Source organism: Dactylosporangium sp. NPDC000555, assembly GCF_040300025.1.
In the GTDB taxonomy this organism is placed as follows: Bacteria; Actinomycetota; Actinomycetes; order Mycobacteriales; family Micromonosporaceae; genus Dactylosporangium.
On sequence record NZ_JBEPDB010000101.1, the window covers coordinates 1 to 26,930 of the forward strand.

The 26,930-nt window shown below is 71.6% G+C and carries 31 protein-coding genes, 1 pseudogene and 1 riboswitch; of the genes and pseudogenes, 15 read left to right on the plus strand and 17 right to left on the minus strand.

Going from position 1 to position 26,930, the window contains the following annotated elements:
• Positions 1–727 precede the first annotated feature (727 nt).
• The 5 genes from ABT297_RS37645 to ABT297_RS37665 all read left to right on the plus strand — a co-directional run bounded on the left by ABT297_RS37645 (position 728) and on the right by ABT297_RS37665 (position 5,449).
• Positions 728–1,390 (plus strand): 4'-phosphopantetheinyl transferase family protein, encoded by a 663-nt coding sequence (locus ABT297_RS37645; RefSeq protein ID WP_350557352.1) that lies wholly within the window; start codon positions 728–730, stop codon positions 1,388–1,390.
• Positions 1,391–1,546: 156 nt separating this feature from the next.
• Positions 1,547–2,041 (plus strand): HD domain-containing protein, encoded by a 495-nt coding sequence (locus ABT297_RS37650; protein WP_350557353.1) that lies wholly within the window; start codon positions 1,547–1,549, stop codon positions 2,039–2,041.
• Between the two features lie 624 nt (positions 2,042–2,665).
• Positions 2,666–3,391 carry a (Fe-S)-binding protein gene (locus ABT297_RS37655; protein WP_350557354.1) on the plus strand — a complete coding sequence of 242 codons (726 nt, stop codon included), beginning with the start codon at positions 2,666–2,668 and terminating at the stop codon, positions 3,389–3,391.
• Positions 3,388–4,839 carry a LutB/LldF family L-lactate oxidation iron-sulfur protein gene (locus tag ABT297_RS37660; protein WP_350557355.1) on the plus strand — a complete coding sequence of 484 codons (1,452 nt, stop codon included), beginning with the start codon at positions 3,388–3,390 and terminating at the stop codon, positions 4,837–4,839. The genes ABT297_RS37655 and ABT297_RS37660 overlap by 4 nt, the downstream gene beginning before the upstream one ends.
• Positions 4,832–5,449 carry a LutC/YkgG family protein gene (locus tag ABT297_RS37665; protein ID WP_350557356.1) on the plus strand — a complete coding sequence of 206 codons (618 nt, stop codon included), beginning with the start codon at positions 4,832–4,834 and terminating at the stop codon, positions 5,447–5,449. Before ABT297_RS37660 ends, ABT297_RS37665 begins: the two co-directional genes overlap by 8 nt.
• A gap of 180 nt (positions 5,450–5,629) precedes the next feature.
• On the opposite strand, the pseudogene ABT297_RS37670 reads toward ABT297_RS37665, so the two are convergent.
• The 8 genes and pseudogenes from ABT297_RS37670 to ABT297_RS37705 all read right to left on the minus strand — a co-directional run.
• A pseudogene (locus tag ABT297_RS37670) lies at positions 5,630–6,133 on the minus strand (4Fe-4S single cluster domain-containing protein); the annotation flags it as partial.
• Positions 6,117–6,800, minus strand: a complete 684-nt coding sequence (locus ABT297_RS37675; RefSeq protein ID WP_350557357.1) for a ComEA family DNA-binding protein — start codon at positions 6,798–6,800, stop codon at positions 6,117–6,119. The pseudogene ABT297_RS37670 and the gene ABT297_RS37675, both read right to left, overlap by 17 nt.
• A complete protein-coding gene (locus ABT297_RS37680) occupies positions 6,778–6,993 on the minus strand; it encodes a DUF2997 domain-containing protein (protein ID WP_350557358.1) in 216 nt (71 codons plus the stop codon). Before ABT297_RS37680 ends, ABT297_RS37675 begins: the two co-directional genes overlap by 23 nt.
• Positions 6,993–7,430, minus strand: a complete 438-nt coding sequence (locus ABT297_RS37685) for a hypothetical protein (RefSeq protein WP_350557359.1) — start codon at positions 7,428–7,430, stop codon at positions 6,993–6,995. Before ABT297_RS37685 ends, ABT297_RS37680 begins: the two co-directional genes overlap by 1 nt.
• 2 nt (positions 7,431–7,432) lie before the next feature.
• On the minus strand, positions 7,433–9,052 hold the full coding sequence (locus tag ABT297_RS37690) for a Ycf46 family AAA ATPase (RefSeq protein WP_350557360.1): 1,620 nt from the start codon (positions 9,050–9,052) through the stop codon (positions 7,433–7,435).
• Positions 9,053–9,175: 123 nt separating this feature from the next.
• Positions 9,176–9,751: a M15 family metallopeptidase gene (locus tag ABT297_RS37695; protein ID WP_350557361.1), complete on the minus strand. Its 576-nt coding sequence runs from the start codon at positions 9,749–9,751 to the stop codon at positions 9,176–9,178.
• A gap of 43 nt (positions 9,752–9,794) precedes the next feature.
• Entirely contained in the window at positions 9,795–10,460 is a 666-nt protein-coding gene (locus ABT297_RS37700) for a zf-HC2 domain-containing protein (protein WP_350557362.1), read from the minus strand.
• On the minus strand, positions 10,457–10,966 hold the full coding sequence (locus tag ABT297_RS37705; protein WP_350557363.1) for a sigma-70 family RNA polymerase sigma factor: 510 nt from the start codon (positions 10,964–10,966) through the stop codon (positions 10,457–10,459). Before ABT297_RS37705 ends, ABT297_RS37700 begins: the two co-directional genes overlap by 4 nt.
• Positions 10,967–11,054: 88 nt before the next feature.
• Here ABT297_RS37705 and ABT297_RS37710 point away from each other — a divergent pair, with 88 nt between their 5' ends.
• A complete protein-coding gene (locus tag ABT297_RS37710; protein WP_350557364.1) occupies positions 11,055–11,681 on the plus strand; it encodes a (2Fe-2S)-binding protein in 627 nt (208 codons plus the stop codon).
• On the opposite strand, the gene ABT297_RS37715 is transcribed toward ABT297_RS37710, so the two are convergent.
• The 3 genes from ABT297_RS37715 to ABT297_RS37725 all read right to left on the minus strand — a co-directional run bounded on the left by ABT297_RS37715 (position 11,668) and on the right by ABT297_RS37725 (position 13,776).
• Positions 11,668–12,486, minus strand: coding sequence for a CbtA family protein (locus tag ABT297_RS37715; protein ID WP_350557365.1), 819 nt, complete (start codon positions 12,484–12,486; stop codon positions 11,668–11,670). The two genes, ABT297_RS37710 and ABT297_RS37715, sit on opposite strands and share 14 nt — an antisense overlap.
• 17 nt (positions 12,487–12,503) lie before the next feature.
• Positions 12,504–12,728 carry a CbtB domain-containing protein gene (locus ABT297_RS37720; RefSeq protein WP_350557366.1) on the minus strand — a complete coding sequence of 75 codons (225 nt, stop codon included), beginning with the start codon at positions 12,726–12,728 and terminating at the stop codon, positions 12,504–12,506.
• Positions 12,729–12,764: 36 nt separating this feature from the next.
• Positions 12,765–12,880, minus strand: a riboswitch (cobalamin riboswitch).
• Positions 12,881–12,951: 71 nt separating this feature from the next.
• Positions 12,952–13,776: a cyclase family protein gene (locus ABT297_RS37725; RefSeq protein WP_350557367.1), complete on the minus strand. Its 825-nt coding sequence runs from the start codon at positions 13,774–13,776 to the stop codon at positions 12,952–12,954.
• A 227-nt stretch (positions 13,777–14,003) separates the two neighbouring features.
• On the opposite strand from ABT297_RS37725, the gene ABT297_RS37730 reads away from it, so the two are divergent.
• From ABT297_RS37730 to ABT297_RS37745, 4 genes are all read left to right on the plus strand, one after another.
• Positions 14,004–14,882, plus strand: a complete 879-nt coding sequence (locus ABT297_RS37730) for a DUF929 family protein (protein WP_350557368.1) — start codon at positions 14,004–14,006, stop codon at positions 14,880–14,882.
• On the plus strand, positions 14,869–15,345 hold the full coding sequence (locus tag ABT297_RS37735; RefSeq protein ID WP_350557369.1) for a vitamin K epoxide reductase family protein: 477 nt from the start codon (positions 14,869–14,871) through the stop codon (positions 15,343–15,345). The genes ABT297_RS37730 and ABT297_RS37735 overlap by 14 nt, the downstream gene beginning before the upstream one ends.
• A gap of 79 nt (positions 15,346–15,424) precedes the next feature.
• Entirely contained in the window at positions 15,425–16,144 is a 720-nt protein-coding gene (locus tag ABT297_RS37740; protein ID WP_350557370.1) for a YcnI family protein, read from the plus strand.
• Positions 16,145–16,232: 88 nt separating this feature from the next.
• A complete protein-coding gene (locus ABT297_RS37745) occupies positions 16,233–16,649 on the plus strand; it encodes a GntR family transcriptional regulator (protein WP_350557371.1) in 417 nt (138 codons plus the stop codon).
• A 17-nt stretch (positions 16,650–16,666) separates the two neighbouring features.
• Here ABT297_RS37745 and ABT297_RS37750 read toward each other — a convergent pair whose 3' ends face one another.
• Positions 16,667–17,368: a PP2C family protein-serine/threonine phosphatase gene (locus ABT297_RS37750; protein ID WP_350557372.1), complete on the minus strand. Its 702-nt coding sequence runs from the start codon at positions 17,366–17,368 to the stop codon at positions 16,667–16,669.
• A gap of 79 nt (positions 17,369–17,447) precedes the next feature.
• Positions 17,448–18,089 carry a hypothetical protein gene (locus ABT297_RS37755; protein WP_350557373.1) on the minus strand — a complete coding sequence of 214 codons (642 nt, stop codon included), beginning with the start codon at positions 18,087–18,089 and terminating at the stop codon, positions 17,448–17,450.
• A gap of 611 nt (positions 18,090–18,700) precedes the next feature.
• On the opposite strand from ABT297_RS37755, the gene ABT297_RS37760 reads away from it, so the two are divergent.
• The gene (locus ABT297_RS37760; protein WP_350557374.1) at positions 18,701–19,252 is read left to right on the plus strand and encodes a GNAT family N-acetyltransferase; all 552 of its coding nucleotides are present in this window, start codon (positions 18,701–18,703) and stop codon (positions 19,250–19,252) included.
• Positions 19,253–19,325: 73 nt separating this feature from the next.
• On the opposite strand, the gene ABT297_RS37765 is transcribed toward ABT297_RS37760, so the two are convergent.
• The 3 genes from ABT297_RS37765 to ABT297_RS37775 form a co-directional block, all read right to left on the minus strand.
• A complete protein-coding gene (locus ABT297_RS37765; protein WP_350557375.1) occupies positions 19,326–19,766 on the minus strand; it encodes an HIT family protein in 441 nt (146 codons plus the stop codon).
• Positions 19,763–21,796, minus strand: coding sequence for an NAD(+) synthase (locus ABT297_RS37770; protein ID WP_350557376.1), 2,034 nt, complete (start codon positions 21,794–21,796; stop codon positions 19,763–19,765). The genes ABT297_RS37765 and ABT297_RS37770 overlap by 4 nt, the downstream gene beginning before the upstream one ends.
• 89 nt (positions 21,797–21,885) lie before the next feature.
• Positions 21,886–22,014 carry a hypothetical protein gene (locus tag ABT297_RS37775; RefSeq protein ID WP_350557377.1) on the minus strand — a complete coding sequence of 43 codons (129 nt, stop codon included), beginning with the start codon at positions 22,012–22,014 and terminating at the stop codon, positions 21,886–21,888.
• A gap of 434 nt (positions 22,015–22,448) precedes the next feature.
• Here ABT297_RS37775 and ABT297_RS37780 point away from each other — a divergent pair, with 434 nt between their 5' ends.
• Together ABT297_RS37780 and ABT297_RS37785 are read left to right on the plus strand one after the other, a co-directional pair.
• A complete protein-coding gene (locus tag ABT297_RS37780; protein ID WP_350557378.1) occupies positions 22,449–23,645 on the plus strand; it encodes a glycoside hydrolase family 16 protein in 1,197 nt (398 codons plus the stop codon).
• A 63-nt stretch (positions 23,646–23,708) separates the two neighbouring features.
• Positions 23,709–24,215, plus strand: a complete 507-nt coding sequence (locus ABT297_RS37785) for a DUF4262 domain-containing protein (protein WP_350557379.1) — start codon at positions 23,709–23,711, stop codon at positions 24,213–24,215.
• Between the two features lie 44 nt (positions 24,216–24,259).
• On the opposite strand, the gene ABT297_RS37790 is transcribed toward ABT297_RS37785, so the two are convergent.
• A complete protein-coding gene (locus ABT297_RS37790; RefSeq protein WP_350557380.1) occupies positions 24,260–24,532 on the minus strand; it encodes a DUF1622 domain-containing protein in 273 nt (90 codons plus the stop codon).
• Here ABT297_RS37790 and ABT297_RS37795 point away from each other — a divergent pair.
• Entirely contained in the window at positions 24,491–26,029 is a 1,539-nt protein-coding gene (locus ABT297_RS37795; protein WP_350557381.1) for an esterase-like activity of phytase family protein, read from the plus strand. The two genes, ABT297_RS37790 and ABT297_RS37795, sit on opposite strands and share 42 nt — an antisense overlap.
• Before the next feature lie 200 nt (positions 26,030–26,229).
• Positions 26,230–26,930: HEAT repeat domain-containing protein (locus ABT297_RS37800; RefSeq protein ID WP_350557382.1), on the plus strand; the 701-nt coding region annotated here is incomplete at its 3' end.

The following is a 26,930-nucleotide window of genomic DNA, read 5'->3' on the forward strand; positions in this document are numbered from 1 at the left end:
ACTCGGCAGTACGCGACCGTACGCCCGGCCTGGTCGATGGCCGGTTCGAGGACCAGATACCGGCCGGTGTCGGTCTTGACAACCGGTACCGGCATCTGGCCGTTCTTCGCCCACGACCAGGCCGTCTGATAGTGCACACCGTTCCGGCGCGCCCACTCGGACAACTTCACACGCTGATAATAGCTGAGAAAAGATGAGATTCAATGATGACACACCGAGCAGTTAGCTACCCCGCTGGCACCACGCTCGCCGCGACGCACCACGCTCGCCACGCAGCGCGCTCGTCACGTATGTGTGGCCGACACGTACGCACGGTGCTGGCCGCTGCTCGGCGCCGTGATCGACGATGTGGCGGTGTCCTGAGTCGTCGCGCGGGCGGGGCGGGGGATGGTGTCGCTCGCGGTCGGAGTGATCGTTCCGCTGCTCGTGTGGCCCACACACCTGATCCGGGGGCCGCGCTGTCGCTCGGCGTGGCCTGGTCCGCTCGAGCTCTGGAGTGGGTGGTCGTGCTGGCCATGCTCACCGGTGCCGTCCTGGGCGACCTGTCCTGCGGCGCACCCGCGCGGCCGCCGGCTGGGGAAGCCGGACCGCGTGGACGCCGCGGTCGTCGTGGTGCAGAGACCCGAGCGAGACGCCCGCTGCGGGGAGGCACGAGCCAACGCACCGAGCGCGTTGGGAAAAGTGTGCGCGGTGGAAGAGGTCGTTGGCGGCGGTTACAGTCGCGTGCGTGAATGACCTGTTGCCGGAGTGGGTGGCGGTCGAGGTTGCCGCAGAGCACGACTACTCCGCGGAGTTGTTGCCCGCCGAGGCCGCCGGGCTGAGTGCGCGGGCCGTCGAGAAGCGGCGGCGGGAGTTCGCCGCGGGGCGGTCCTGCGCGCGACGGGCACTCGGGCGGCTCGGGGTGCATGGGCGGGCCGTACCGACCAGCGGGAACCGGGCGCCGGTCTGGCCCGATGGGACCACGGGCAGCATCACGCACACCGGCGGCTACTGCGCGGCGGCCGTGGGCCTCCGGTCCGATGTGCGGGCCGTGGGGATCGACGCGGAGTGCCGCACGATCCTGCCGGACAACGTACTCGGCTCGATCTGCCTGCCCGAGGAGCTCGCCTGGTGCGCGGAGCGCGCCGACGAGCAGTGGTGGCCCGCGGTGCACTTCTCCGCCAAGGAGGTCGTCTTCAAGCTCTGGTCGCCCATCGTCGGCACGTGGCTCGGCTTTCTCGACGCGCGGCTGACGATCGACGCGGCTGCCGGGGAGTTCGAGGCGCGGATCGGTGCGGAACGGCTCGCGAAGACGCCCGAAGCGCCGGCCGTGTTCCGCGGGCGGTTTCACGTCGCCCCGGGGTTGATCCGCAGCGCCGGCGTCGTGACGGCGAAGGAAGCCGGCGCCTAGCGAGCGCACCCGAACACACCAAGCCGACGCAAGAAAACAGAGGCCGCGCCGGAAACACGAAAGCAGCCGGAAGGGAACGGGCATGGGGAAGCGCTGGAACGGGCGCTCGCCGAGCCGGTCGGGTTGCGGCCGTTACCGAGCTCAGCGGTCGAGCTGTTGCGCGCCGTTGGGGCGCCGCCGCGGCTCGGCGCCCATCTGCGGGCCGTGCACGACGTCGCCGTAGAGATCCTCGACCGGCTCGGGGACGATGTGGGCGTCGACCGGGAGGCGGTGCTGTTCGGGGCGGCCACGCACGACATCGGCAAGGCCCGCTTCCCCGAGGAGCTGCCCGGGGCCGGCACAGAGCACGAGACGGCCGGTGAGGCCCTCCTGCGCTCCCTCGGCGTCGAGGACCGGCTCGCCCGCTTCGCCGCCGTGCACGGGCGGTGGGACCGCGCCGACGCGACCGTCGAGGAGCTGCTCGTCACGCTCGCCGACAAGGTCTGGAAGGGGCGCGGCGAGGCCGGCCTCGAGCAGAAGGTCGCGGAGGTCGTCGCGGCCGCCACCGGGGAGCCGGTCTGGGCTGCCTTCATGCGCCTCGACGACGAGCTGACCCGCATCGCCGACTGCGCCGACGATCGGCTCGCCTTCCAGGCCCGCTTCTCGCTCTAATCCGACAAAACCGAAATGTCCGATAAGACCGACACGGGCGCCGGAGTCGGCAGAACCACAGAGGCCGACTGAGCCGCCCTCACGGTCGAGACGAACCGAGTCAAGACGAACCGAGTCGAGACGAACCGAACCGGAGTGAACCGGACGGGCCGGACCGATCGAGACCGACCCAACGGCGACCGGACCGACAGAAGCGGAACCCACGGGGACCGAACCAACCGGGACCGAACCGACAGAGACCGGCCCAGCAGAGACCGGCCCAACAGAAGCAAGACCATTAGGGACCGGACCAACAGCCGGACCAACAAAGACCGGGTCGACAGAGACCGGACCAACAGGGACCGGATCAACGCAGAGCGGATCAACTCGGACCGAGTCGAGGCCGAGGAAATCATCATCCCCGCCGGGATCGAACAATCCATGATCTAGAACATCCGTTCTAACCATGAGGTCACGGTACCCCACCGGTACGGCAAAACGCCGCTAGGCGCGCGCGGGTCGTAGCACACGATCGGCTGACTCTCCCGCGGCGGGCGCCGTGCCGCTATCCTCCGTACGTCAACCTCGAGAACAGCTCGGCCGCCCCGCGGCCAGCGGGCCGCCGGCCGGAAAGGGCGGTGAGCGATGCGCGTCGCACTGTTCGTCACGTGCCTCGCCGACGCGATGTTCCCGCAGGTCGGCAAGGCCACCGTGGCGCTGCTGGAGCGGCTGGGGCACGAGGTGGTGTTCCCGGAGGCACAGACGTGCTGCGGGCAGATGCACATCAACACGGGGTACCAGAAACAGGCCCTGAAACTCGTCGAGCACCACATGCGCACGTTCGAGCCCTACGACGCCATCGTCGCGCCGTCCGGCTCGTGTGTCGGCTCGGTGCGCCACCAGCACGCGGCCGTCGCCGAGCGGGCCGGCCGGCGGCAGCTCGCGGCGCGCGCCGGTGAGGTCGCCGCGCGCACCTACGAGCTGTCGGAGTTCCTGGTCGACGTCCTCGGCGTGACCGACGTGGGCGCGCACTACCCGCACCGGGTCACCTACCACCCGACCTGCCACTCGCTGCGCATGCTGCGCGTCGGCGACCGGCCGCTGCGGCTGCTGCGCGCGGTACGCGGCATCGACCTGGTCGAACTGCCCGACGCGGAGCAGTGCTGCGGTTTCGGCGGCACGTTCGCGCTGAAGAACGCCGACACCTCGGCGGCGATGCTCGCCGACAAGCTGCGCAACGTGCTGTCCACCTCACCCGACGTGGTGTCGGCCGGCGACTCGTCCTGCCTGATGCAGATCGGCGGCGGACTGTCGCGGCTGTCGGTAGAGACGCGTCCGGTACACCTGGCGGAAATCCTGGCGGCGACATGAGCACCTTTCTGGGCATGCCGGTGGTGGCCCCGCGCGGGGTCGGGCAGCTGCGCGGCGACGAGCCGTTCCCGGCGGCGGCGCGCACGGCGCTGGCCAACGAGCAGCTGCGGCGCAACCTCGGCCACGCCACCCGGACCATCCGGGCCAAGCGGGCCGCGGTCGTCGGCGAGGTGCCGGACTGGGAGCAGCTGCGGCTGGCCGGCGAGGCGCTGAAGGCCGCGACCATGGCCCGCCTCGACACGCTGCTCGTCCAGCTGGAGGAGCAGGTCACGGCGCGCGGCGGCACCGTGCACTGGGCCCGCGACGCCAACGAGGCCAACCGGATCGTCGCGGACCTGGTCCGCCGGACCGGCGCCGACGAGGTCGTCAAGATCAAGTCGATGGCGACCCAGGAGATCGGGCTCAACGAGGCCCTCGAGGCCGAGGGCATCGCGGCCTGGGAGACCGACCTCGCCGAGCTCATCGTCCAGCTCGGCCACGACCGGCCGTCGCACATCCTCGTGCCGGCGATCCACCGCAACCGCACCGAGATCCGCGACATCTTCCTGCGCGAGATGCCCTCGGTGCCGGCCGACCTGACCGACGAGCCGCGGCAGCTGGCCATGGCCGCCCGCGAGCACCTGCGCCGCAAGTTCCTGTCCGCGCGGGTCGCCGTCTCCGGCGCCAACTTCGCCGTCGCCGAGACCGGCACCCTCGCGGTGGTCGAGTCGGAGGGCAACGGCCGGATGTGCCTGACCCTGCCGCAGACCTTGATCACCGTGATGGGGATCGAGAAGGTCGTGCCCACGTGGACCGACCTGGAGGTGTTCCTGCAGCTGCTGCCGCGCTCCTCCACCGGCGAGCGGATGAACCCGTACACATCGCTGTGGACCGGTGTCACGCCGGGCGACGGCCCGCAGGAGTTCCACCTGGTCCTGCTCGACAACGGCCGCACCGCGGTCCTCGCCGACGAGGTCGGCCGCTCCGCGCTGCACTGCATCCGGTGCAGCGCCTGCCTCAACGTGTGCCCCGTCTACGAGCGCACCGGCGGGCACGCCTACGGCTCGGTCTACCCGGGCCCGATCGGCGCCGTGCTCAGCCCGCAGCTGACCGGGGTCGAGGAGAACGCCTCGCTGCCGTACGCGTCCAGCCTCTGCGGCGCCTGCTTCGACGCCTGCCCGGTGCGCATCGACATCCCGTCGCTGCTGGTCCACCTGCGCGCCCGGCACGTCGAGGAGCACGGCCCCTCGGCCGAGGCGATCTCGATGGCCGCCGTCTCCTGGGTGATGGCCCGCCCGAGCCGGTTCCGCGGCGGCGAGCGGCTCATGCGGCTCGGCCGGCTGCTGGGCCGCCGCCGCGACCGGATCGCCGCCCTGCCGCCGCCGCTGTCGGCCTGGACGGCCAGCCGCGACCTGCCCCGGCCCCCGGCCCAGACCTTCCGCGAATGGTGGCGGTCCCGCAATGGCTGACCTTTCCGGAACTGCGGATGCCCGCTCGGTGGTCCTGGCCCGCATCCGCGCGGCGCTGGGATCCAACGCCTCCGCCCCCGACGTACCCCGCGACTACCGCCGGGCCGATGCCTCGGCGCCCGGCGACCTCGAGCTGCTCGCCGACCGCCTGCTCGACTACAAGGCGACCGTGGTGCACACGACCGCCGACGGGCTCGCGGCCGACCTTGCCAGGGCCGTCGACGGCATCTCTCCGCTCATCGTGCCGTCCGGGCTGCCGTTCGCGGTGCCCGGCGCGACCGTGGACGACGGCACCCTGGACGCCGCCGCCCTCGACGGCTTCGCCGGCGTCGTCACCGGCTGCGCCGCGGCGGTTGCCGAGACCGGCACGATCGCCCTTGACGGCTCCCCGGACCAGGGCCGCCGCGCCATCACGCTAGTGCCGGACCGGCACTACTGCGTGGTACGCGCCGACCAGGTCGTGCAGAACGTCCCCGACCTCCTCGCCCGGCTCACCCCGACCCGGCCGCTGACCCTGATCAGCGGCCCGTCGGCGACCAGCGACATCGAGCTGAACCGGGTCGAGGGCGTCCACGGGCCACGCACGCTGGTGGTCTTTCTGGTCCGCTAGCCGGCCGATCGGCCGGCCCAGGTCGTGCAGCAGCGCGTCCAGCGTCTCGTCGTCGGCCCAGCCGTTCACCGACAGCACGCCGTCGGCCGCCACCGTGACCTCCAGGCGGTCCGGGGTCGAGGCGGCCGCGGCCGGCAGGCCCGGGAAGCGGTCGCCGCGAAGGACGAACTCCTGGTTCGTCGAGCCGGCCCAGGGGCGGTCCCGGTCGACGAGCCCGGCGACGTACGGCCCGGCGATGAGCAGGTCCGTCGCGTCCAGCAGCGCGGCGACGTCGTCCCGCCCGCCGTGGACGGCCCGGTTCAGCTGACCCGTGGTGTACCCGGAGAACGTCATCACCGACATGCCGGCCGCGCGGGCGGCCTCGGCCACCACGGCCAGGGGCGCGGCGTGGTCGAATGGCTCGCCGCCGAGCAGGGTCAGGCCCTCGGTACCGGCGGCCAGCACGCGCGCGACGACCTCGGCGGCCGGCACCTGCGAGCCGCCGCGGAACGCCCACAGGTGCGGGTTGAAGCAGCCCGTACACCGGATCGTGCAGCCCTGCACCCACAGCGCGGTCCGCTCCCCCGGGCCCTCGGCCACCGTGCGCTCGACGAACCGGCCCAGGCTCAGCGTGCCGGGATCGGCCGGCGGGCGCGGCAGGCGCCCAGAAGCCAGCTCGGAAGCCGGCTCAGAAGTCGAGGACACGACCGCCGCCCGGCTGGGGCGCCCGCGGGCGCGGCAGGCAGGTCAGCAACGCGCGCATCCGGGCGAACTCGTGCGGCGCGAGCCCGGCCGCCGCGGCGAACTCCTCCACGGTCTGGAACCCGCCGCGCGCCTCCCGGTCCGCGACCACCCGCTCGGCCCGCGCCAGGTCGAACCGCCCCGCCTCGGCCAGCTGCGCCGCGGTCGCGGAGTTCACCTCGACCACGGCGACCGGCGGGGCGAGGACGGGCGGCGCGGCGGGGACCGGCGGCGGGGCCAGGACCGGCGGTGGGGCGAGGGGGGTCGATGGCGCGGCGGCCGGTCGCTGCTCGAACCACGGGCGGTTCGCGGCGCGCCAGCGCAGCCAGGAGCCGTTGAGGATCAGCGCGTGGACGATGCTCGCGAACCACAGCAGGAAGTACCCGACGGCGATCGCCGAGCTCACCTCCGACTCCCGCGGCAGCCGGTTGATGGCGACGAGGCCCGACCAGGCCAGGACGAAGTAGGCCACGCCGGTGATCCACCACGCGGGGCGGCGAGCGGTGATGCCGACGTAGAGGAAGCCGCTTCCGCTCAGGCAGCCCAGCCCGAGGATCGAGAGCAGGACCCACCAGCTGTTGCGCAGCCGCCAGCCGAAGCTCGTCGGGTTACTCGCCGGGTTGAAGGCCATCGTGCTGCTCCTGCCTGACGGAGACGGTGTTCGTGGCGGCGGTGTAGTCGGAGGTGTACTCGCTGTTGACGGTCTGCGCCTCGAGCAGGTCCTCGAGCACCGCGATGTAGTCGAGGCACTTCGAGCCCTTGACGCCGAGGGTCTCGGCAGACACGGTACCGTCGGCGGCCACGGTGACGACGATCCGCCGCATCAGGCCCGTTCCACCGCGAAGACGAGCCGCACCGCGGCCGGGGTGACCGAGCGCGACTCCAGCCGCAGGCCCGCGGCCGGGGCCCGCTCGGTCAGCCGGGCGAGCACCGCCCGCTGCACCTGCCGTCCGTAGGCGGCGTCGACGGCGCGCACGATCTCCACCGCCCGCGGCTCGTCGACGTCGCCGGTGAAGTGCGCGGACCAGATGTGCCGCTCGTCGCGGCCGAAGCGGGCCCGCACGCCCGCCCAGTCCGCGACGAGGTCCGCGCCGTCGGGCGTGACGGCCGCCCTGGTGTCGCGCAGGGCGGCCGCGAGCAGCTCGGCGTCGCGCATCCGGGTCTCGACGGTGCACACGCTCGTATCGGCGCCCTTGGTCAGGCCCGCGCGGGCCGCGGCGGCGGCGATCGCCAGCGGTATCAGCAACAGCGAGACGCTCATCGTCAGACCTCGATCGTCCGGCCGGGCCCGCCGAACGCCGGCATCGGCGCGGTGGGCGGCTCCTCGCCGGCGTCCCAGTCCTCGGCGGCGGTCGCGGCGACCGCGCGGGTCTTGGCCCAGAGCCGGATCGCGTCGAGCTTCTCGGCCTGCGTCACGCTGAGCGGCACCATCGCGGCGACGGCTCGCAGCAGGTCCTCGCGGCGCAGCGGGCGGCGCTCGGAGAACGCGTCGAACAGCGCGGCGACGACGGCCTGCTCGATCTCGGCGCCGGAATACCCCGCCGACAGGGTGCACACCTCGCGCAGCAGCGGCTCGTCGAGGTGCAGGTGGCCCTGTACCGCCGGCCGCGCCAGTCGCCGCCGCAGGTGCACCTCCCAGATGGAGGCTCGCTCCGCGCGGCTGGGCAGGTCGACGAAGAAGATCTCGTCGAAGCGGCCCTTGCGCAGCAGCTCGGGCGGCAGCCGCTCGATGTCGTTGGCGGTGGCGATGACGAACACCGACCCGGTCTTCTCCTGCATCCAGGTCAGGAACGTGCCGAAGACCCGGCTCGTGGTACCGCCGTCGTTGCCCGCGCTGGTGGCGAAGCCCTTCTCGATCTCGTCCACCCACAGCACGCACGGCGCGCTCGCCTCGGCGGTGCGCAGCGCGACGCGCATGTTCTGCTCGCTGGAGCCGATCAGCCCGGAGAAGACGCGCCCGATGTCCAGCCGTAGCAGCGGCAGCGCCCACGCGGCGGCGACGGCCTTGGCGGTCAGCGACTTGCCGCAGCCCGGCACGCCCGTGATGAGCACGCCCTTCGGCGCGGGCAGCCCGTACTCCGCGGCCGCGGCCAGCCACGAGTTGTCCCGCTTGGCAAGCCAGCGCTTGAGGTTCTCCAGGCCGCCGACCTGCTCCAGCCGCACGTTCGCGTCGACGTACTCGAGCACGCCGGCCTTGCGTACCGCCTGCCGCTTCTCCTCGTGCACCACGTCCAGGTCCTGCAGGTTGAGCACGCCGTCGTTGACCATCGCCCGGGCGAACGCGTTCTCCGCCTCACTCAGGGTGAGCCCGGCCGCGGCCTTGGCGAACTTCTCGCGGCCGATCATGTCGAGGTCGATGCGGATCCGCCCGCCGGCGGCGTTGCTCGCGATCATCCCCTCCAGCACCCCGCGGATCTCCGCCTCGCTGGGCAGCGGGAAGTCGACGATCGTGACATCCTTCTCCAGGTCGGTCGGGATCCGCAGGATCGGCGCGACGATGACGAGCGTGCGCGGTGCGGCGCCTGCCTTGAACGCCGCGGCGATGTCGCGCAGCCGGCGCACCACGGCCGGCAGCACCGGCACGTCCCCGCCGAGGGAGTTGTGCAGGTCGCGGAAGACGAACAGGCCCGGCTGCTGGATGCGCAACACGGCCTCGAGAGCGTTGTCGGGCTCGGTGGTGTACTGCTGGGCCACCCCGTCGGGCTGCAGCAGCCCGCTCGTCGCCGACCAGGTCCAGACCGGCCGCGGGGTGCGCACCAGCGCCGCGTCGGCGGCGACGGCGGCGAGCTCCGAGAGCACCCGGTGCTCCTCGTACGACTCGACGTACAGGACCGGGAACCTGGCCTTCAACAGCTGCGCCAGGTCGTGGCGGAAACCGGTCACTGCACTGTCCTCTCCTTACCGGCGGCGGGCCCTGCGCAGACCCTACGGTGTCACCCGGCTCGGATGAGTCCGCTGGTTGCCGCCAAGCCTGTCGGAAACACGCCACCGGCCGCGGTCACGGTCTCATTGCCCGCGGTACGCCCAGTGCCACGGCTCCCGCGGCGTGGTCTCGGCGAACCCGAAGCGCCCCGCGTTGGCGCGCATCCAGGCCTGTGCCTTCGCGTCGAGGTCGAGGTCGACGGCCAGCCCCCAGCCGTGGTCGCTGGTCCCGGGCCGCGCCGCCAACCCGCCCTGCGAGTACAACCCCTTGCGCTTGACGAGGTCGACCTGCTCGGCGTACGGCCGGTACGAGTCGGTGATGCCGATGGTCACGCCGTCCTGGCGCGCGGCCCGCATCAGCGCCTCGAGCGCCGTGGCCACGGGCGCCCACAGCCGGTGCCCGGTGCCCCCGACCGGGTGCAGTGCCGTCTCGGGGATGCGCCCGTTGCCGTACCGGGCGAGCTCGACCGGCACCCCTTCCGCCGTGCGCGCGGTGCGCATCGTCCCGTCGAGCGCCTGCTGGAACGCGACCCCGGACTCCGCGCTCCCCGTCGGGCCGCTCCCCGTCGGGCCGCTCGTCGCCAGCGGCCGAAAGGCCGCGATCTGGGTGCGGATCTCCGCCATGCGGGTCGCGATCGCGCCGATGCCTGTGGCCTCCACGCCGCAACCATCGGCAAACCGTTTCGCAACCTTACGACTTCGCCTAAGCGAGGCGGGCGGAGCCCAGCAGGTTGCCGTCGTAGTCGGAGACCGTGACCGAGTCGACGTTGGCGAGCTGGATCGAGCTCGCCCCGGTGATCCGGGCCTGAGCGGTCTTCGTGCGGCCCCAGCACGCCGCCTGTTCGGCCTGGCCGGCGCGGCCCAGGACGCGCAGCACGAAGGGGCCCTCGCCCGGCAGGCCGGCCAGTTCGAGCGACACCGACACGCCCCACTGGCGCGGGACCAGGGTCGCCCGGCCCGACAGGCCGCTGCCCTGCGCGGCCACGATCTGGACCACCGTGCCCTCCGGGGCGCTCGCCGACGGCTGGGCCTGCGGCTGCGCCGGGCGGACGGGGCGCACCGCCAGGACGACCGCGACCAGGGCCAGCACGGCGCAGGCGGTGGCCAGCGCGACGACCGGCAGGCGGCGGGGACGGGCCCGGCGCCGCAACGCGTCCAGACCGGCGCGCGACGGGGGCTCGAGCGGCGCGGCCGGGCCTGGCGGCAGGCGTTGCAGCAGCTCCGGTACTGCCGCCAGCCGCCCCACCTCGGCCCGGCACTCGCCGCACGTGGACAGGTGCGCGTCGACCGTGGCCTCCTCGGTGCCGTCGAGGCCGCCGAGGACGTACGCCCCGAGCAGCCGGCGAACCGCTTCGTGCCCGGCGCTCACCGCAGAACTCCCATCTCCTCGAACACGGCACGCAGCGCGCGGACCGCGTAGTACGCGCGCGACTTGACGGTGCCCTCCGGTATCGCCAGCCGTTTGGCGGTGTCGGCGACGGTACGGCCGTCGTAGTAGACCGACCTGATCACCTCGCGGTGCTCGGCGGAGAGGCGGTCGAGCGCGGCGCGGATGAGCCAGCCCTCGACCAGCTCGTCGACGTTGCCGGGGTCGGCGGCGGCGGCGACCGCGACGGGGTCGCTGACGAGCCTCGGACGACGCTGCTCGGCCCGCCACGCGTTGCTGACCACGTTGCGGGCGATGGTGAGCAGGTACGCCCGGGTCGTGTCCCGCGTGACGTCGATGCGCTCGATGTGCCGCCACGCGCGCAGGAGCGTGTCCTGCACGAGGTCCTCGGCGCGGTGGCGGTCCCGTTCGTAGCGCGAGACGAAGGCGAGCAACACACCGTAATGCTCGGTGTACAGCGCGGTCATGAGCTCCTCGTCCCGCGTCACCCGCAGCCCCTCTCGACGGCCTCCAACACGGGTCTACACCACGAGACGGTTCAGGGTTCAACCAAACCCCGGCGGATAGGCTGCAGCCGTGAACCCGTACTTCGTCTGGGAGGACCACGAGGCCGGGGCCGGCTGGCGGCCGTTCGCCGAGCTGCTCGAGCCCGCCGTGCTGGCGGAGCGGGTGGCGGTGTCGCGGCAGGGGCTGGTGGCGATGTTCGGGCTCGCCGAGGACGCCGTGCCGGAGCGCGTGGTCGCGTCCGTGCTGTTCCTCGGGTACGCGTCGCGGCTCGTTTCGCCGCTGCTGGCGGAGTCGCTGCGGGGGACGATCCGCGGGGTGACGCCGGCCGACCTGTGGTGGCGGCCGGTGCCCGGCGGGCCGCTGCCGGTCGCCGCGCGCGCGGTCGAGGCGCGGCCGGCCGCGGACCTGTTCGACGTGGCGGTGCTCGGCCTGGTGGCCCCGCTGCTGGAGGTGTTCCAGGCGCGGTTCCGGCTCTCGCCGCGGGTGCTGTGGGGCAACGTCGCCTCCGCGCTCGGCGGGGCGGCCGGGCAGCTGCCGGAGGGCGCGTGGCCGGCCGTGGCGGACCTGCTGGGCAGGCCGCCACTGGCCGGCATGGCGATCGTCGGGCAGAGGTCACTACGCCGTCGCAACTGCTGCCTGTACTACCGCATCCCCGGCGGGGGCACGTGCGGCGACTGCGTGCTCAGGCCCGCGTGACCGCCACCGGGCGCTCCGCGACCCGCGGCCGCTCCAGCAGGCGCTCGGCGAACGCGCCGAAGACGAGGCCGATCGCGGCCCACATCAGCAGCTGCGCGCCGGCCGCGTACAGGCGGAACTGGTAGAGCAGGTCGGCCGGGAAGCCCGGGAAGATGATCTTCCCGTCGCCGTCGAGCAGCGGCGGGGGCGTCTCGGTCGACTGGCGCAGCTCCTTGTTGGCGTCCAGGTCGCCCAGGTCCGGCAGCAGCGCGAACAGGATGCCGATCGCCACCACGTAGGCACCGACGGCCAGCAGGGCCGCGTTCCACGTGCCGAAACGCGGCTGCAGCCGGCGGCCGAGCCAGGTCGCCAGGATCATGATCACCACGGAGGCGCCGGTCAGCACGAGGTACAGCGAGCTGCGCAGCCCGATCGTGGCGTCGTTGCCGACGGCCGGCGGATTCGTGGGGTACTTCAGGAACGGCACCAGGAAGACCCCGGTGAACGCCGCCGCGGCCACGAGCAGGGCGAGCGGTCGGGCCCGGACGCGCCCGACCCGGCCGAGGCAGATCGCATACGCGACGGCGAACAGGGCGCCCATCGCGACGCCGAAGAGGATCAGTGCCGCGCCGATGCCGACGTTCTCCTGGATGGTGCGGCTGAAGACCTCGTGCTCGTGGCCCTCGCCCAGGGCGTGCGAGCGGCCGTCCTCGTAATCGATGGCCTGCTGGATCAGGGGCTCGGCGAGGATGCGGGCGAAGACGAACGCGAGCACGCCGCCGACTGCGCCGGCCAGCAGGCCGCGCAGGATGAGTCGCTTTTCCATTGTGGGCGGGAGCCTGCTCAGTGGCAGGGGAAGCCGAGGAAGTGGCGGCCGTCGTGCACGAACTCGTGCACGTGGGTGTCGCTGCCGAAGATCGACACGGCGCCCTGGTCGATGCCCACGAAGTAGTAGACCAGCAGGGCGAGCAGCGCGGTGCCGCCGAGCCAGAACAGCGAGCGGGAGATCGGCAGGACCAGCGGGGTCGTGGTCGCCTGGGGCGCCTCGGCGCCGGAGATGGAGCTCATCGGTGGCCTCCTTCAGGGATCGAGCGTCCCTCGTGTGGATGAAGTGTCGTGGCGGCGGAGTATCCTGACTCACCGCCGGTAAGCGGCTCACAGTGGCGCGACCGTGCTGGACTTTCACCAGCTTCCCTCACACCGTCACACGTCAGACACTAGGAGCCGGGCGCTCCTTACGTCAATCGGGCCGGCACCCGTAGGTACCGGCCCGTGGTCATTCACACACGGATCACACACGCACGCCCGGCGGGATCACACCGAAGATGAGGGCCGTGGAGCCCGACCCCTTGTGGTTGATGAACCCGCCGCAGAGCACCGACCCGCCCGTGGCCGGGAAGCGCGCGAGCCCGGCGAGGATCTCCAGGCTGACCCTGTGCCGCCGGTACACCAGCAACGAGGCGCGGTAGTCCGGGTCGGTGCCCAGGTCGGGCCCGAACGTGTCGATCCCGGTGCCGCCGTTGTAGCCGATCCGGCCGGTGTCGATGAACCACTGCACGGTCTCCGGCGCGAAGCCGGGCTGGTGCAGCTCGCCGTTGGCGTCGAGGTTGGGGAAGGCCGGGGTGCCCCACTTGTACTCCCAGCCGGTCCACATGATGATCATGGACTCGTCGGGGATGCGGCCGTGGCGGCGCTCCCACTGCTTCACGTCGTCGACGGTCAGCGCGTAGTCGGCGTTGCGCGCGCACTTGTCCCGCACGTCGATCTTCACCGCCGGCAGGAACAGGTCGTTGGGGTCGAGCTCGTCGGCGAGCGGCTCGCCGGCGTTGAAGTGGCCGGGCGCGCCCCAGTGCGTGCCGGTCGCCTCACCCTCCCGGACGTACTGCAGGTAATATCCGTCGTTCTCGATCGTGGCGATGGTCTCCAGCGTGAACTCGGGGTCGCCGGGGTAGATGTTCGTCTTCGCCGGGTCGTTGACGTGCGACAGGCTGATCAGGCGGGTCTTGCCGGGTCGCAGCGCGGCGCCGCCGCCGGGGTTCGCCGCGGCGGACCCGGCGAGCCCGGCGGCGCCCGCGACGGCTCCCCCGGCCGCCGCGAGCAGGTGTCTTCTCTGCATGGTTCTCGAATCGTCCCTTCGCATCCGTGCACGACGATGTCACTGCCGACTGTAGGGCCTTCGGCGCCTCGCGTCCGGGACCTTCGGCCCGGCCCGGCGCGCGCCGGCTCGCCTCGGCTCGCCCCCGGCGGGTGATATTTCGCGAAATCTGGGAACCTTCGCCGTGCCGCGTGCGACTAAGGGAAGTGTCCAAACGACAACGCGACTCGCGTGAATACGCGCGCCGAATGCGAATGATCCAGGAGCGGGCGACCGCCCGGCGCGGCCGGATGCGGGTGGCGTACTCCGCCATCGGCGTGGTGCTGCTGATCTTCGCCGTGATGATCGTGGTCAAGCTCGGCAGCGCGGGCGGCGGGCAGGAGGCGCCGAGCGCGCTGCCCACCGGCGCCGCGGCCGCCGAGATCGTCCAGGGGGTGACGACGGTGCCGGCCGCGACGCTGGACTCCGTCGGCAAGGGCTCCGCACAGGTGCTGCCCTCGGTGATCACCGGCCAGCCCCCGCTCACCGACGGCGGCAAGCCGCTCATCCTGTACGTCGGTGCCGAGTACTGCCCGTTCTGCGCCGCGCAGCGCTGGCCGGTGGTCGTCGCGCTGTCGCGGTTCGGCACGTTCAGCAACCTCGGGCTGAGCACTTCGGCGGCCGACGACGTGTTTCCGAACACGCCGACCCTGTCGTTCCACGGCGCCACGTACACCAGCCAGTACATCGCCTTCCAGGGCGTGGAGACGGCCACGAACGTGCGCAAGAACGGCCAGTACGAACCGCTGGACAAGCTCACCGACGCGCAGGTGCAGGTCTTGCAGAAATACAACGCGCCACCGTTCGTACCGAAGGACTCCGCCGGCACGATCCCGTTCATGGACTTCGGCAACAAGGCGTTGCTGGGCGGCGCCACGTTCAGCCCCCAGCTGCTACAGGGGCAAACGCACGAACAGGTGGTGAGCGCGATCCGGGACCCGAACAGCCAGCTCGGCCAGGCCGTCAACGGCAACGCCAACGCCCTGACCGCCCTGATCTGCCGGATGACGGGCGACCAGCCCGCCGACGTGTGTTCCAGCGCTGCCGTGAAGGCCTTCCAGGGGGAGTTCACCAATGTCGGCAAGTGAAGTCGCGGTCGACCGGCGGCTCGTGCAGTCCTGGGTGCCGATCGCGTCGCTGGTGCTCGCCGTGGCCGGCCTGGGCGTCTCGGTGTACCTGACGATCGAGCACTTCACCTCGTCGACCACCCTGGCCTGCCCGGAGACCGGCGCGCTGAACTGCCTGAAGGTCACCACGTCGGAGCAGTCGGCGGTGTTCGGCATCCCGGTGGCGGTGCTCGGCCTGGTGTACTTCGTGGCGATGCTGGTCCTCTCGCTGCCGGCCCTGTGGCGCTCCACCCGCCCCGCGATCCGCTACGGCCGGCTGGCCTTCGCCTCGATCGGCGTCCTCTTCGTCTTCTACCTGGTCTTCGCCGAGCTGTTCACGCTGAACGCGATCTGCCTGTGGTGCACCGCGGTGCACGTGCTGGCGGTCGGGCTGTTCGCGGTGACCGCGGTGGGCACGGCGTACGCCGATCCATCGGACCTGTAGCTCCGATCGGGAACTCCACGGGGGTGTGTCGCGACTATCCGCGCGACACATCCCCGATATCCCGAGAGGAACACCCGCCATGCGCCTGACCCACGTGGTCCGCGCCGGTGTCGCCGCCGCTGCGGCCGTCGCCGCGGCTTTGGCCTTCCCGGCCTCGGCCTCCGCACACGTCACCGTCAACCCGAACACGGCCGTCCAGGGCGGATACGCGAAGGTGACGTTCCGCGTGCCGAACGAGCGCAACGACGCCGGCACCACGAAATTGGAGATCGCGATCCCGACCGACAAGCCGATCGTGTCGGTGTCGCTCAAGCCGGTGCAGGGCTGGACCGCGACGACCGAGACCACGAAGCTCGCCACCCCGGTCAAGACCAGGGACGGCGACGAGCTCACCGAGGCCGTCTCGAAGATCACCTGGACCGCCGACGCCAACTCGGCGATCAAGCCGCACCAGTTCCAGGAGTTCGACGTCTCGCTCGGCCCGCTGCCGCAGACGGACCAGATCGTGTTCAAGGCCCTCCAGACGTACTCCAGCGGCGAGGTCATCCGCTGGATCGACGAGCCCTCGGCCACCGGCGAGGCCGAGCACCCGGCCCCGGTCCTGAAGCTGACCAAGAAGGCCGACTCGACGACGGCGTCGACCAGCACGCCGGCCACCCCCGCGGCCGGCGGCGGCTCGTCGGACTCCGGCGGCAACGGCACCGCGATCGGCCTCGGCATCGCCGGCCTGGTCCTCGGCCTGGCGGGCCTGGTGATCGGCGTCCTGGCCTACCGCCGCGCCTCGGCCCCCACCGCCTGACGGGGACAGGCACGGGACGGGCTCGGACACGCCGTGTCCGAGCCCGTCTCCGCTGGCGGCATTATGGCCACTTGGCTACATTGACGAGATGGCCCGCTACCACGAGCTCGCCGACGCGCTGCGCGAGCAAATCGCGTCCGGCGCGCGGTCGCCCGGCAAGCCCGTGCCCAGCGCCGACCAGCTGGCCCACGAGCACGGCACCGGCCGCGACACCGCCCTCAAGGCGCTGCGGCTGCTGCGCCGCGAGGGCCTGCTCGTGCTCGGCCGGGACAACGTGGTGCGGGTCGGCCCGGCGCAGCTACGCCCCACACGCGGGGCGCCTGGACGGCCGCCGACGATCGTCGACGTGCCGCCGGAGGGCGTGGTGCGGGCCCGGATGCCGACGCCGAAGGAGCGCGACGAGCTCGGCCTGCCCGACGGCGTCCCCGTCCTGGTGGTGCGGCTCGGCGAGGACGAGGAGGTCCACCCGGCGACCGGCACCGGGATGCGCTGGCCGACCGGCTGAAGGCGCCCGGCCTCGGGTCAGGCAGGATCCGGCAGGTGGTCGACCACGACGACCGTCACGTTGTCGCGGCCGCCGGCCAGCACGGCCCGGCGCACGAGCTCCTCCGCGACCTGCGTGGGATCTGCGGAGGCGGCCAGGACGGTGGCGATCTCCTCGTCGGCGACCTCCAGGGGCAGCCCGTCGGAGCAGACGAGATACCGCTCCCCCGGCACCGCGGTGCACACCCACAGGTCCGGCCGGGGGGCGGGGTCGGTGCCGAGCGCGCGGGTGATCACGCCCCGGCGCATGGTGATCGACTCGGGGGCGACGTGGTCGACGGTGATCTGGCTCAGCTCGCCGCCGGCGAAGCGGTACACCCTGGAGTCCCCGACGTTGAACACGATCCAGCACTCGTCGCCGTCGACGATGCCCAGGCAGAGGCCGGCGGCCGTGGTGCCCATGCCGCCCTGGGCCGGGTCGGCGGCGGCCGCGGCGAGGATGTCGGCGTTGGCCCGCACGATCTCGTCGCGCACGTCGAGCGGGCCGGCACCGCCCCGGACGGCGACGTCGTCGAGGCGCTGCAGCGCGGCCACCGCGAGCCGGCTGGCCACGTCGCCGGCCGCGTGCCCGCCCATGCCGTCGGCGACGGCGAAGATGCCGATGCCGACGAGGGCGCTGTCCTCGTTGCGGCGCCGGACCTTGCCGACGTCGGTCGCCGCGCCGGCACGGATGTTCGCCATCAGACCTCCACCGCCATCAGACATCCCACCGACCGCACGAGACCGCCGCGGCACACCCGCGAGCGGCCGAACCCCGCCATCAGACACCCACCGGCTGCGCGAGCAGGTCCAGCAGCCGGGCCACGACCGCCTCGCGGCCGATCGGGCGGCCCGGGTCCGGACGTTCCAACGAGTCGGACATGAACCAGGCACCGGCCGCGCTGCGGGCCACGGCCACGCCCGTCTCCTCCGCGTCGCCGGCCTGCGTGCGGACCAGCACCGTCGTCGCGCCGCCTCCGGGCGCGCCACTGCCCGGCGAGCCCGGGTCCGACGTGCACAGGTCCAGGAAGCGCAGGACCGGGGCGGCCAGCGGCTCGGCCGCGTCGATCAGCTCGACGGCGAACAGCCCGTACGACCCCGGGTAGACCGCGAGCCGGCCGGTGACGCCGCTGAACAGGTGCACGACCACGGGGCGCCCGCCCATCCAGCCGGCCACCTCGGTGCTGGTGTGCCGGGTCGCCAGCGCCGCGATCGCGCACTGGACGAACTCGCCCGGCACGACCCGGCTGCCCTCGAGCCGGCACAGGTCGCGGGCGACGAGCGAGGCGACCCCGGAGGCCACCACGATGCCGGTGGAGACGCCCGGCTGGAAGTTGAGGCGCCGGCGCACACCGTCGACGTCGACCTCGCGCTCGCCCGCGGAGCGCAGCACGAACTCCAGCTCCGCGAACGTCAGCGTCACCGGGCCTCCGGTCGCGTCGCCAGTCAAGTGGTCCGCTCGATGGTCGGCCATGGCCGCTGCATGCTCCCTCAAACCGCTGAGATTACCGGTGACCGCAAGCCCTGCGCGACCCGGCCACACCCTTCTCCTCGGCCCCTGCGGCATCGCCCCGCCGGTCGCACGTCTCTCGCATCGGGCACATCGACCGATCGGCGGTGAATCTGACCAAAACGCCCAGCAGTACCGTATCCAGGCCCGTCCGGGCGCTCAAGCTCGCGCTCGTCGCGGGTTCGCCCGCCAGCCGGGGCACGCGGACACCGTGCGCCTCGCCGGGACGCGACCTCAGCCGGGTCGCCGCTCTGCCGGGACCGTCGCTCGGGTCCGCGGCGAGCTCCCCCACGCCACCGACCGGGGACACGGCGGCCGACACGACCCAGGCGAGCGCACGCCGAAGACCATGCCGAGCTCCCCCACGCCACCGACCAGAACTCAGCGGTCGGCGCGATCCGGGCAAGCGCGTGCCGGATCGCCTTGCCCGGCGCGGGTTCGGCCGGTCCGCGACCGGTTCGCGACATTTCCGCCGGATGCCGGACACGCCTGCGCCAGCGGTGCGCGGCCGGTACGCTGCGACGGTGGAGATCCCGGACGTGGTCCTGCGGCCGGTCAGGGCCGAGGACCTGTGGCTGCTCGAACGGCAGGCCGACGAACCGGACGCCGGCGGCGTGTTCAACTGGTCCGGCTTCCGCGACATCGCCGGCACCCGCCGCCGCTTCGAGGACAACCGGCTCATCGGCCCGGACGCCGGCTGCCTGATCGTGCAGGTGGCGGACGCGGTCGCCGGCACCGTCGTGTGGAGCCGGCTCACCTACGGCATGCCGGCCTGGAGCTGCTGGAACATCGGCATCTCGCTGCTCGGCGAGTTCCGCGGCCGGGGCTTCGGCACCGCGGCGCAGCAGCGCCTCACCGCCTACCTGTTCGACACGACGCCGGTGGAGCGCGTCGAGGCGTACACCGACGTGGAGAACGTGGCCGAGCAGCGCGCCCTGGAGAAGGCCGGCTTCACCCGGGAGGGGACGATCCGCTCGGCCCAGTTCCGCGAGGGCCGGTGGCGCAGCCTGCAGCTCTACTCGGTGCTCCGCGACGAGTTCAAGGCGATCCCGGACACCTCGGCCCCGCGCACGTAGACCGCGCGGACGCGGCGGCACGCCCCGGGAGCGCCGCCGCCCGCCCACCGTTACGCCACGCTCGGCGAGGCCCTCAGTGCAGCCGTTGCCGCAGCGCGACAGCCAGCGCGTCCCGCTCGGCCTCGGGCACGCGGTCGGCCTCGGGCACGCCGAGCAGCTCGAAGATCCGCGGGCCGCGGCGCTGCGCCGGCAGGCCCGGCATGCGCGGGATGAGATGGAAGTGCACGTGCGCGAAGCCTTCCTTCTCGGCGAACTGCACCACGTACGTCTTCTCGCAGCCGGTCACGTCGCGCAGCGCCCGCGACAGGCGCGCCTGCCACGCCCCCAGCCCGCCGGCCTCGGCGTCGGTCAGGTCCGCGACCGCCGTGACGTGCCGCAGCGGCAGGAGGATCAGCCAGCCCGGCAGCGCGGTGTCGAACGCGTGCGCGACCCGCCAGTGCTCGTCCAGGCCGATCCGCTCCCGAGGCGGCAGCTCGCCGGCCCGCTCGTTACGGTCGCAACTGAAGCAGCTCACGTGAGATCCCAGCGCTCGAGGTCGCGCAGCCAGGCGTTGGCGTTGCCGTCGGACGGGGCCCGCCAGTCGCCGCGCGGGGAGAGGGAGCCGCCGGCCGAGACCTTCGGGCTGTTCGGCAGCGCCGAGCGCTTGAACTGCGCGAAGCCGAAGAACCGCCGGCAGAAGACCTCCAGCCAGTGGCGGATCTGCGGCAGGTCGTACGCGACCCGCTTGGCATCCGGGAAGTTGGCCGGCCACGCGCCCGCGTCCGCGTCGTGCCACGCGTGCCAGGCCAGGAACGCGATCTTCGAGGGGCGCATACCGTACCGCAACACATGGAACAGCGTGAAGTCCTGCAACGCATAGGGGCCGATCTTCGACTCCGACGACTGCAGCGCCTCGCCCGGCACCAGCTCCGGGCTGATCTCCTGGTCGAGGATCGCGTAGAGGATCTTGCCGACCTCCTCGTCGAACTGGCCGGTGCCGGCGACCCAGCGGATCAGGTGCTGGATCAGCGTCTTCGGCACGCCGCCATTGACGTTGTAATGGCTCATGTGGTCGCCGACGCCGTACGTCGACCAGCCCAGCGCCAGCTCCGACAGGTCGCCGGTGCCCAGCACGATGCCGCCGCGGTGGTTGGCGATCCGGAACAGGTAGTCGTAGCGCAGCCCGGCCTGCACGTTCTCGAACGTCACGTCGTAGACCGGCTCGCCGGCCGCGAACGGGTGGCCCAGCTCGGCGAGCATCAGCCGCGCGGTCGGGGTGATGTCCAGCTCGTGCACGCTGACGCCGAGGGCGCGCATCAGGGCGTGGGCATTCTCCCTGGTACCGCTGGACGTGGCGAACCCCGGCATGGTGTAGGCCAGGATGTCGGTGCGCGGCCGCCCGGCCCGGTCCATCGCGCGCGCGGCGACGATGAGCGCCTGCGTGGAGTCGAGCCCGCCGGAGACGCCGATGACCACCTTCGGCTCGCCGATCGCCGCGAGCCGCTGCCGCAGGCCGGCGACCTGGATGTTGTACGCCTCGTAGCAGTCCAGCGCGAGCCGCTCCACGTCGGAGGGCACGAACGGGAAGCGCTCGATCTTGCGCCGCAGCCCGAGGTCGCCGTCGGGCGGGTCGAGCGTGAACGGCACGCGCCGAAAGTCGCGCACCCGCCCGGCGCGGTTGCGGCGGTTGTCGTCGAACGTGCCCATCCGCTGCCGCTCCTGCCGCAGCAGGTCCAGGTCGATGTCGGCCACCGACCGCCGGTCGCCGTCGGGGAAGCGCTCGGTCTCGGCGAGCAGCGAGCCGTTCTCGTAGATCATCGTCTGCCCGTCCCACGACAGGTCGGTCGTGGACTCGCCCTGGCCCGCGGCCGAGTACAGGTACGCGGCCAGGCAGCGCGACGACGCCGACCGGACCAGCAGCCGGCGGTCCTCCGCCCGGCCCACCGTGATCGGGCTGCCGGACAGGTTGGCCAGCACCGTCGCCCCGGCGAGCGCGGCCTCGGCGCTCGGCGGGACGGGCACCCACATGTCCTCGCAGATCTCGACGTGCAGTACGAAACCTGGAAGGTCCTCGGCCGCGAAGAGCAGGTCGACCCCGAACGGCACGTCGGCACCCCCGACCCGGATCGTCCCGCCGCGCTCGGCGTCACCGGCGGTGAGCTGCCGGGCCTCGTAGAACTCGCGGTAGTTGGGCAGATACGACTTGGGGACCACGCCGAGGATCCGCCCGCGGTGCACCACGACGGCACAGTTGTACACGCGGTCCCGGTGCCGCAGCGGCGCCCCGACCACGATCACGGGCAGCAGGTCGGCCGACCCGGCCACGACGGTGCCGACCGCGTCCTCGACGCCGTCGAGCACCGCGTCCTGCAGGAGAAGATCCTCGATGCTGTACCCGCACAGGCCCAGCTCCGGGAATATCGCCAGGGCCACGCCCTCCTCCGAGCACGCGCGTGCCTGCCGTAGCAGTGCCTCGGCGTTGGCGGGCGGGTCGGCGATGGCGGTGTGCCCGGTGCAGGCGGCCACCCGGGCGAAGCCGTGAGCGTAGATCGACCGGAAGTTCACACCTTAATCATGTCGAACCCGCCGCCGGAGCACGCTGAGACAGCCGTCACGGCCCGCCTCACCCACGAGCACGGCGACCGGCGCGACGTTCAGGCGCCCCCGGCGACCCGGGCGAGCTGGGCGGCGGCGGCGCGGACGACGTCCGGGTCGGACCGGCGGCCGCCGCAGGACGTCCGCAGCACCCGCCAGCACGACACACCAGGGCGGAAAGACGGCACGCCGGCGCACGTCGCGGTCCGGGTCGTCCGCGAGGCCACTCACGACCGCCGCGCTGTCGGCGGCCGGTGCCACGACGTGCGACGCTACGCACGGTTCGTTCGCCGCCACCGACGGCAACGTTTTGGCGGCCAGCTCGCGCTCCGCCGGATCGCCGGAAGCGGCAAGGACGGCGGGATCACCCAGCCAGCCATTCGTCTGGGAAATAGCCGTTCTCGATGATCACGTTGTGTCAACAATATCGATAGAATCCCGCCGGGTCCGTCCGGTGACGGCCGCGATCCAAACACCCTTTTGTCCGCTTCCGGGGTTCGCGCCCAATACGGCCGCAACAACCGATCATGGCACGCCGTCCCGCCGCGATGATATGGTGACCGCTTGCCAACGGTCGGACACTTTTTTGTCATGCGAAAGACGCGAGCCGATAGGTAATCAGATGCGTTTGCGCGCAACGAAGATCGGTACACCGCAGAACGACGACCACGCCCACATCGGGACGATGATTCGGTCGTCACACCGACGGCGCCGGGGGCGAAAACTGGGAGTTGTCGCCCTCGCGGCCGCCGCCGTACTGATCGTCGCCGCCGGCGCGGGTGCGGTCAGCCTGATGGCCCATGACAAGCCGAGCGCGAACAGTGACGGCGTGAGCGGATTGGGTCCACGGTCCGACGGTGAATCCGGCTCTTCAAGCCCGGCGGCGTCCGCATCGGCCTCGGGCAGCGCATCCGCGTCCGCCTCGGCGTCGGCTCGTCCGGCCGCAGGCCCCAGTTCGACCGCCGGCGCCGGTTCCACCGGAGGCGCCGGATCGACCGGAGGGGTGGGCGCCCCGCCGATCGCGGCGGCGGCCGGCAAGCAATGGAAGGTCAGTTTCAGCGAGGAGTTCAATGGCACGAGCCTGGACCGCTCCAAGCTGAGCCCGTGTTTCGACTGGAACTACGGCGACTGCACGTCGACCTTCAACAACGGGCGCGAGCACTACCAGCCGAGCCAGGTCGTCGTCTCCAACGGCACGGCCAAGCTCATCGCCGCCCCGCTGAACCCTCCTTTCTCCAACAGTGCCTGCCAGAACGGCTCCTGCACCTACAAGGCGGGCCTGCTCTCGACCGCGCGGCCGACGGCCTCCGATGGCGCAAAGTACCTCTACTCGTTCACCTACGGCTACGTGGAATCGCGATTCAAGTTCCCCGCGACCCGCGGATTCTTCACCGCGTTCTGGATGCTGCCGACGGACCCGACGTACAAGTATCGGACCGAGATCGACATTCTGGAACAACTCGGCAGCGACCCGACCACGATGTTCATGACGTACAACTACAACAATCGGGAAGAGTCTTTCTCCGGCAACAAAGGCCAATACAACAACGGCCGCTGCGCGGTGAAGGATTACTCGAAGGACTTCGTCCGGATGGGCCTGGACTGGCAGCCCGACCACATCGCCTGGTACATCAACGGCGTCGAGTGTGCCCGCTTCACCGACGCGAGCGTCATCGAGAAGGGCCCGATGCAGCTCATCCTGCACATGATGGTGGACAACGACTGGCAACGCCGCTGGAACGTGGGCCTGACCGACCCGACCCTGGTCCGCCAGTTGGAGGTCGACTACATCCGCGTCTACCAACAGACCCCCGCGTAGATCCCGCCGCAACGACTCGCCGCCGCGCTTCGCCGAGTTTTACATCATTGGTACGGTGTCGCGGTGACCGACCATCAGGATCCGAGCGGGATCATTGACCGTGTAAAGAAGTTCGGCTGGTCGGTCCAGGGAGTCGCCGATTACGACGAAGACGAGCCGGACTGGGCATACACAATCGGCCTCTGGCACTCTTTTGAAACTCCGGACCTGTGTATGTTCGGCCTCGACGTGGAGGACATGGTCGAATGGCTCAACGATGTGGCCGAGCTCGTCGAGCGCGGTCTTCGGCCGCAGGTTGACGACGTAGTTCCCGGTGTGCTCGAGGGCTTTCCGCTACACGTACGCCCGGTTGACGAGTCGTGGTACGAGGGGCTCTTTGGGCAGTCGCTCGCCTTCTACGGCCGGCCGGTTCCGATGCTCGAGCTGATCTGGCCGGACAAGAACGGCAAGCTGCCGTGGGAGGAGGGCGCCCGTGCCCGGTGCCGCGAATGGCAGCCGCGGCTTTGGACGCCCGTCTCACAACACACCGTAGGCCCCTGGCAGGAAATCGCAACGGTCGATGACGAATAGCCGGCTTCGATGCCCTTCAGGCCCGACGGGACCGGACAGAACATCTAGGACGCGGCGGTGTCGCGCTTCTGCCATGGCCATCGCCCGCTGATCTCGACCTCGAGCGAGAAGCTCAGGAAGGTCCGGATGAGGACGATCGACGCCAGTATCGCCACGCCGGTCAGAGTGGGCGAGACGGCGACGGTACGGATGATGTCGCCGGCCACGAGCAGTTCCAGGCCGAGCAGGATGGTCTGGCCAAGCTGCTGGCGGAGACGTCGGTAGACATCACCCTCGTGCCGGGCGAGCCGGACGACGCAGCCCACGAAAGCGAGCACCGCGCCGACCAGGATGACCACGACCCCCGCGGCATCGATGGTCATCCCCATCTTCTCGATCACTTCGTTGTAAGCCATCTCTCGCTTTCCTTTGACCGAGAACGTTGCCCGGGCCGCGCCCAGCGCAGGACGTCAGAATCCGCAGATCGCACTGGGCCGCCTCGGCGTCTCAGCACCGACGGCCGCCACCGGCCCGACGGACAGGTCCATACCCGGAATGCCAAGATCATTCCATCCGCCCGGTGTTCTGGTCGGTCGTTCCTCATCGACGGCAGCGGCAACACGATCGACTCGGTGACCTGGGCGCTCGATGGGGCCAAGCCGTCGAACGAGCGGTGCGCCAACGGCACTGGTTGGTTCCAGACGGCCGCCACCGCGACACTCGGTGGCGCGAACTCCTGCTCGGGCGGCTCGCCGACCCCGACGCAGCCGCCGACTGGCCAGTTGCTGGGCGGCGGCGGAGCGCTGAAGAGCGGCTGCACCCCGGAGGCGCCGACGGGTACGGGTTCGACCCCGGCCGGCACCCTGCCGTGGCCCGGTGGGCTGGATGTCACCATCGCCGACAACGCCTGCGCTTTCACCACCTCTACGGGGCCCGAAGGTCGTGACGTGAGTGGCCTGGCGTTCGACCCGTCGAACCCGTCGACGCTGTGGGCGGTGAAGAACAAGAGCTGGTTGTTCAAGTTGGTCAAGAACGGTAGTAAGTGGATCCCGGACGCGTCCTGGAGCGCGGCGGGCAAGCAGATCCGCTTCGCCGGCGGCTCCGGTGAGCCGGACTCGGAGGGGCTGACGGTCGGCGGCAACGGCCACATCTACATCAGTTCCGAGCGCGACAACAACCGCAACACGGTCCCCAAGGACACGATCATGGAGTTCGACCCGGCCGCGCCCGGTTCGACGCTCACCCCGCTGCGCCAGTGGGACATGACCTCACAGTTCCCGCAGCTCAACACCGGCAACAAGGACGACGCCAATCTCGGCTTCGAGGGCGTGGGCTACGTTCCGGACAGCTGGCTGACCGCCAATGGCTGGATCGACCCGCTGACCGGGGCGGCGTACAACCCGGCGAACTACCCGCTGCACGGGTCGGGTCTGTTCTTCGCCGGCCTTGAGTGGGACGGCACGCTGCGCGTCTATGGCCTCAACTCGGACGGCACGTTCACGACCTTCGGCACCATCTCCACCGGCAAGGCCTCGGTCATGGATGTCATGTTCGACGCCGGTACGCAGCGCATCGTCGCGACGTGCGACAACACCTGCGGCGTGACGCACACCTTCATGAAGGTGAACGCCAGCGGCGCGATCGTTGTGGACGTGACCAACACGAAGCCGGCCGTGATGCCGGTCGGCAATCTCGAGGGTTTCGCGATCGCCCCGACCTCGACGTGCGTCAACGGCTCGCGCGAGGCGGTGTGGTCCGACGATGGCATCTGGGGCTTCGGCTCCGGCCGCTCCTCGTACGGCCACGCCCTCTACAGCGGCACGTTCCCCTGCTGATGCGAAGCAACGGCCGGTTGTGCTGGAAGTGGTTCGCCACTCCCAGCACAACCGGCCGTACCAGATACGCCGCGAACGGACGGCAGTGGTGCTCATATCGGCTGGTGGCTGCGCCGTATGATCCCGGTCGTGACCGCCACGACGACGGCATTCCCCGAACAGATGGCCCGGCGACTCGCCGGTCGAGTTCAGGGGCTGCTGTGAATCCCGACCTCGCCGGCTTGCGCAAGGGCGACCTCGACACCCGGGAGGAGCACCTCTACCGGCTGCTCGACCGAGCCTGCGACCACGGCGATCCGTCGGCGATCGAGGCGCTTCGGGCGATGGTTCGTGACTACCCCGACTACCATCGGTCGCTCTACACCCGGGCCATGAACCAGGCGGCCGTGTTCGCGGACCCCGGCCTGCGCGAGCCGCTGCTCGAGGCGCTGGCCGACACGCGGTACAACTGCCAGGCCTGGGCGGCGATGGGCTGTGCCGCGATGGGCGTCCGCGAGGCCGTGCCGCAGCTGATCGAACTCCTGGACCATGCGCAATGGATCGCCGTGGACGAGGCGATCAAGGCGCTCGGCGTGCTCGGCGACGTGTCCGTCGTCCCGGCGCTGCGCCCGCTGCTCGGCGACAGCGCCGAGTGGGTACGCCAGCGTACCGCCGACGCGCTCGCGAAGATCGGCGGCGCCGAGGCCCTGGAGGCGCTGTGGGACGAGTTCGAGCATCGTCGTTTCCCGCGGATCGGCTACATCGCCAGCGGCCTGGCCCTCTTCACGCCGGACGTCATCCCGCGGCTGGTCGAGGCGGCCGCGGACCGGGATCCGAACCGTCGCTACTGGGCCGCGGTCGCCCTCGGCTCGACCGGCGACGAGCGGGTCGTGCCGACCCTGGAGCGTCTGCAGGCCGAGGA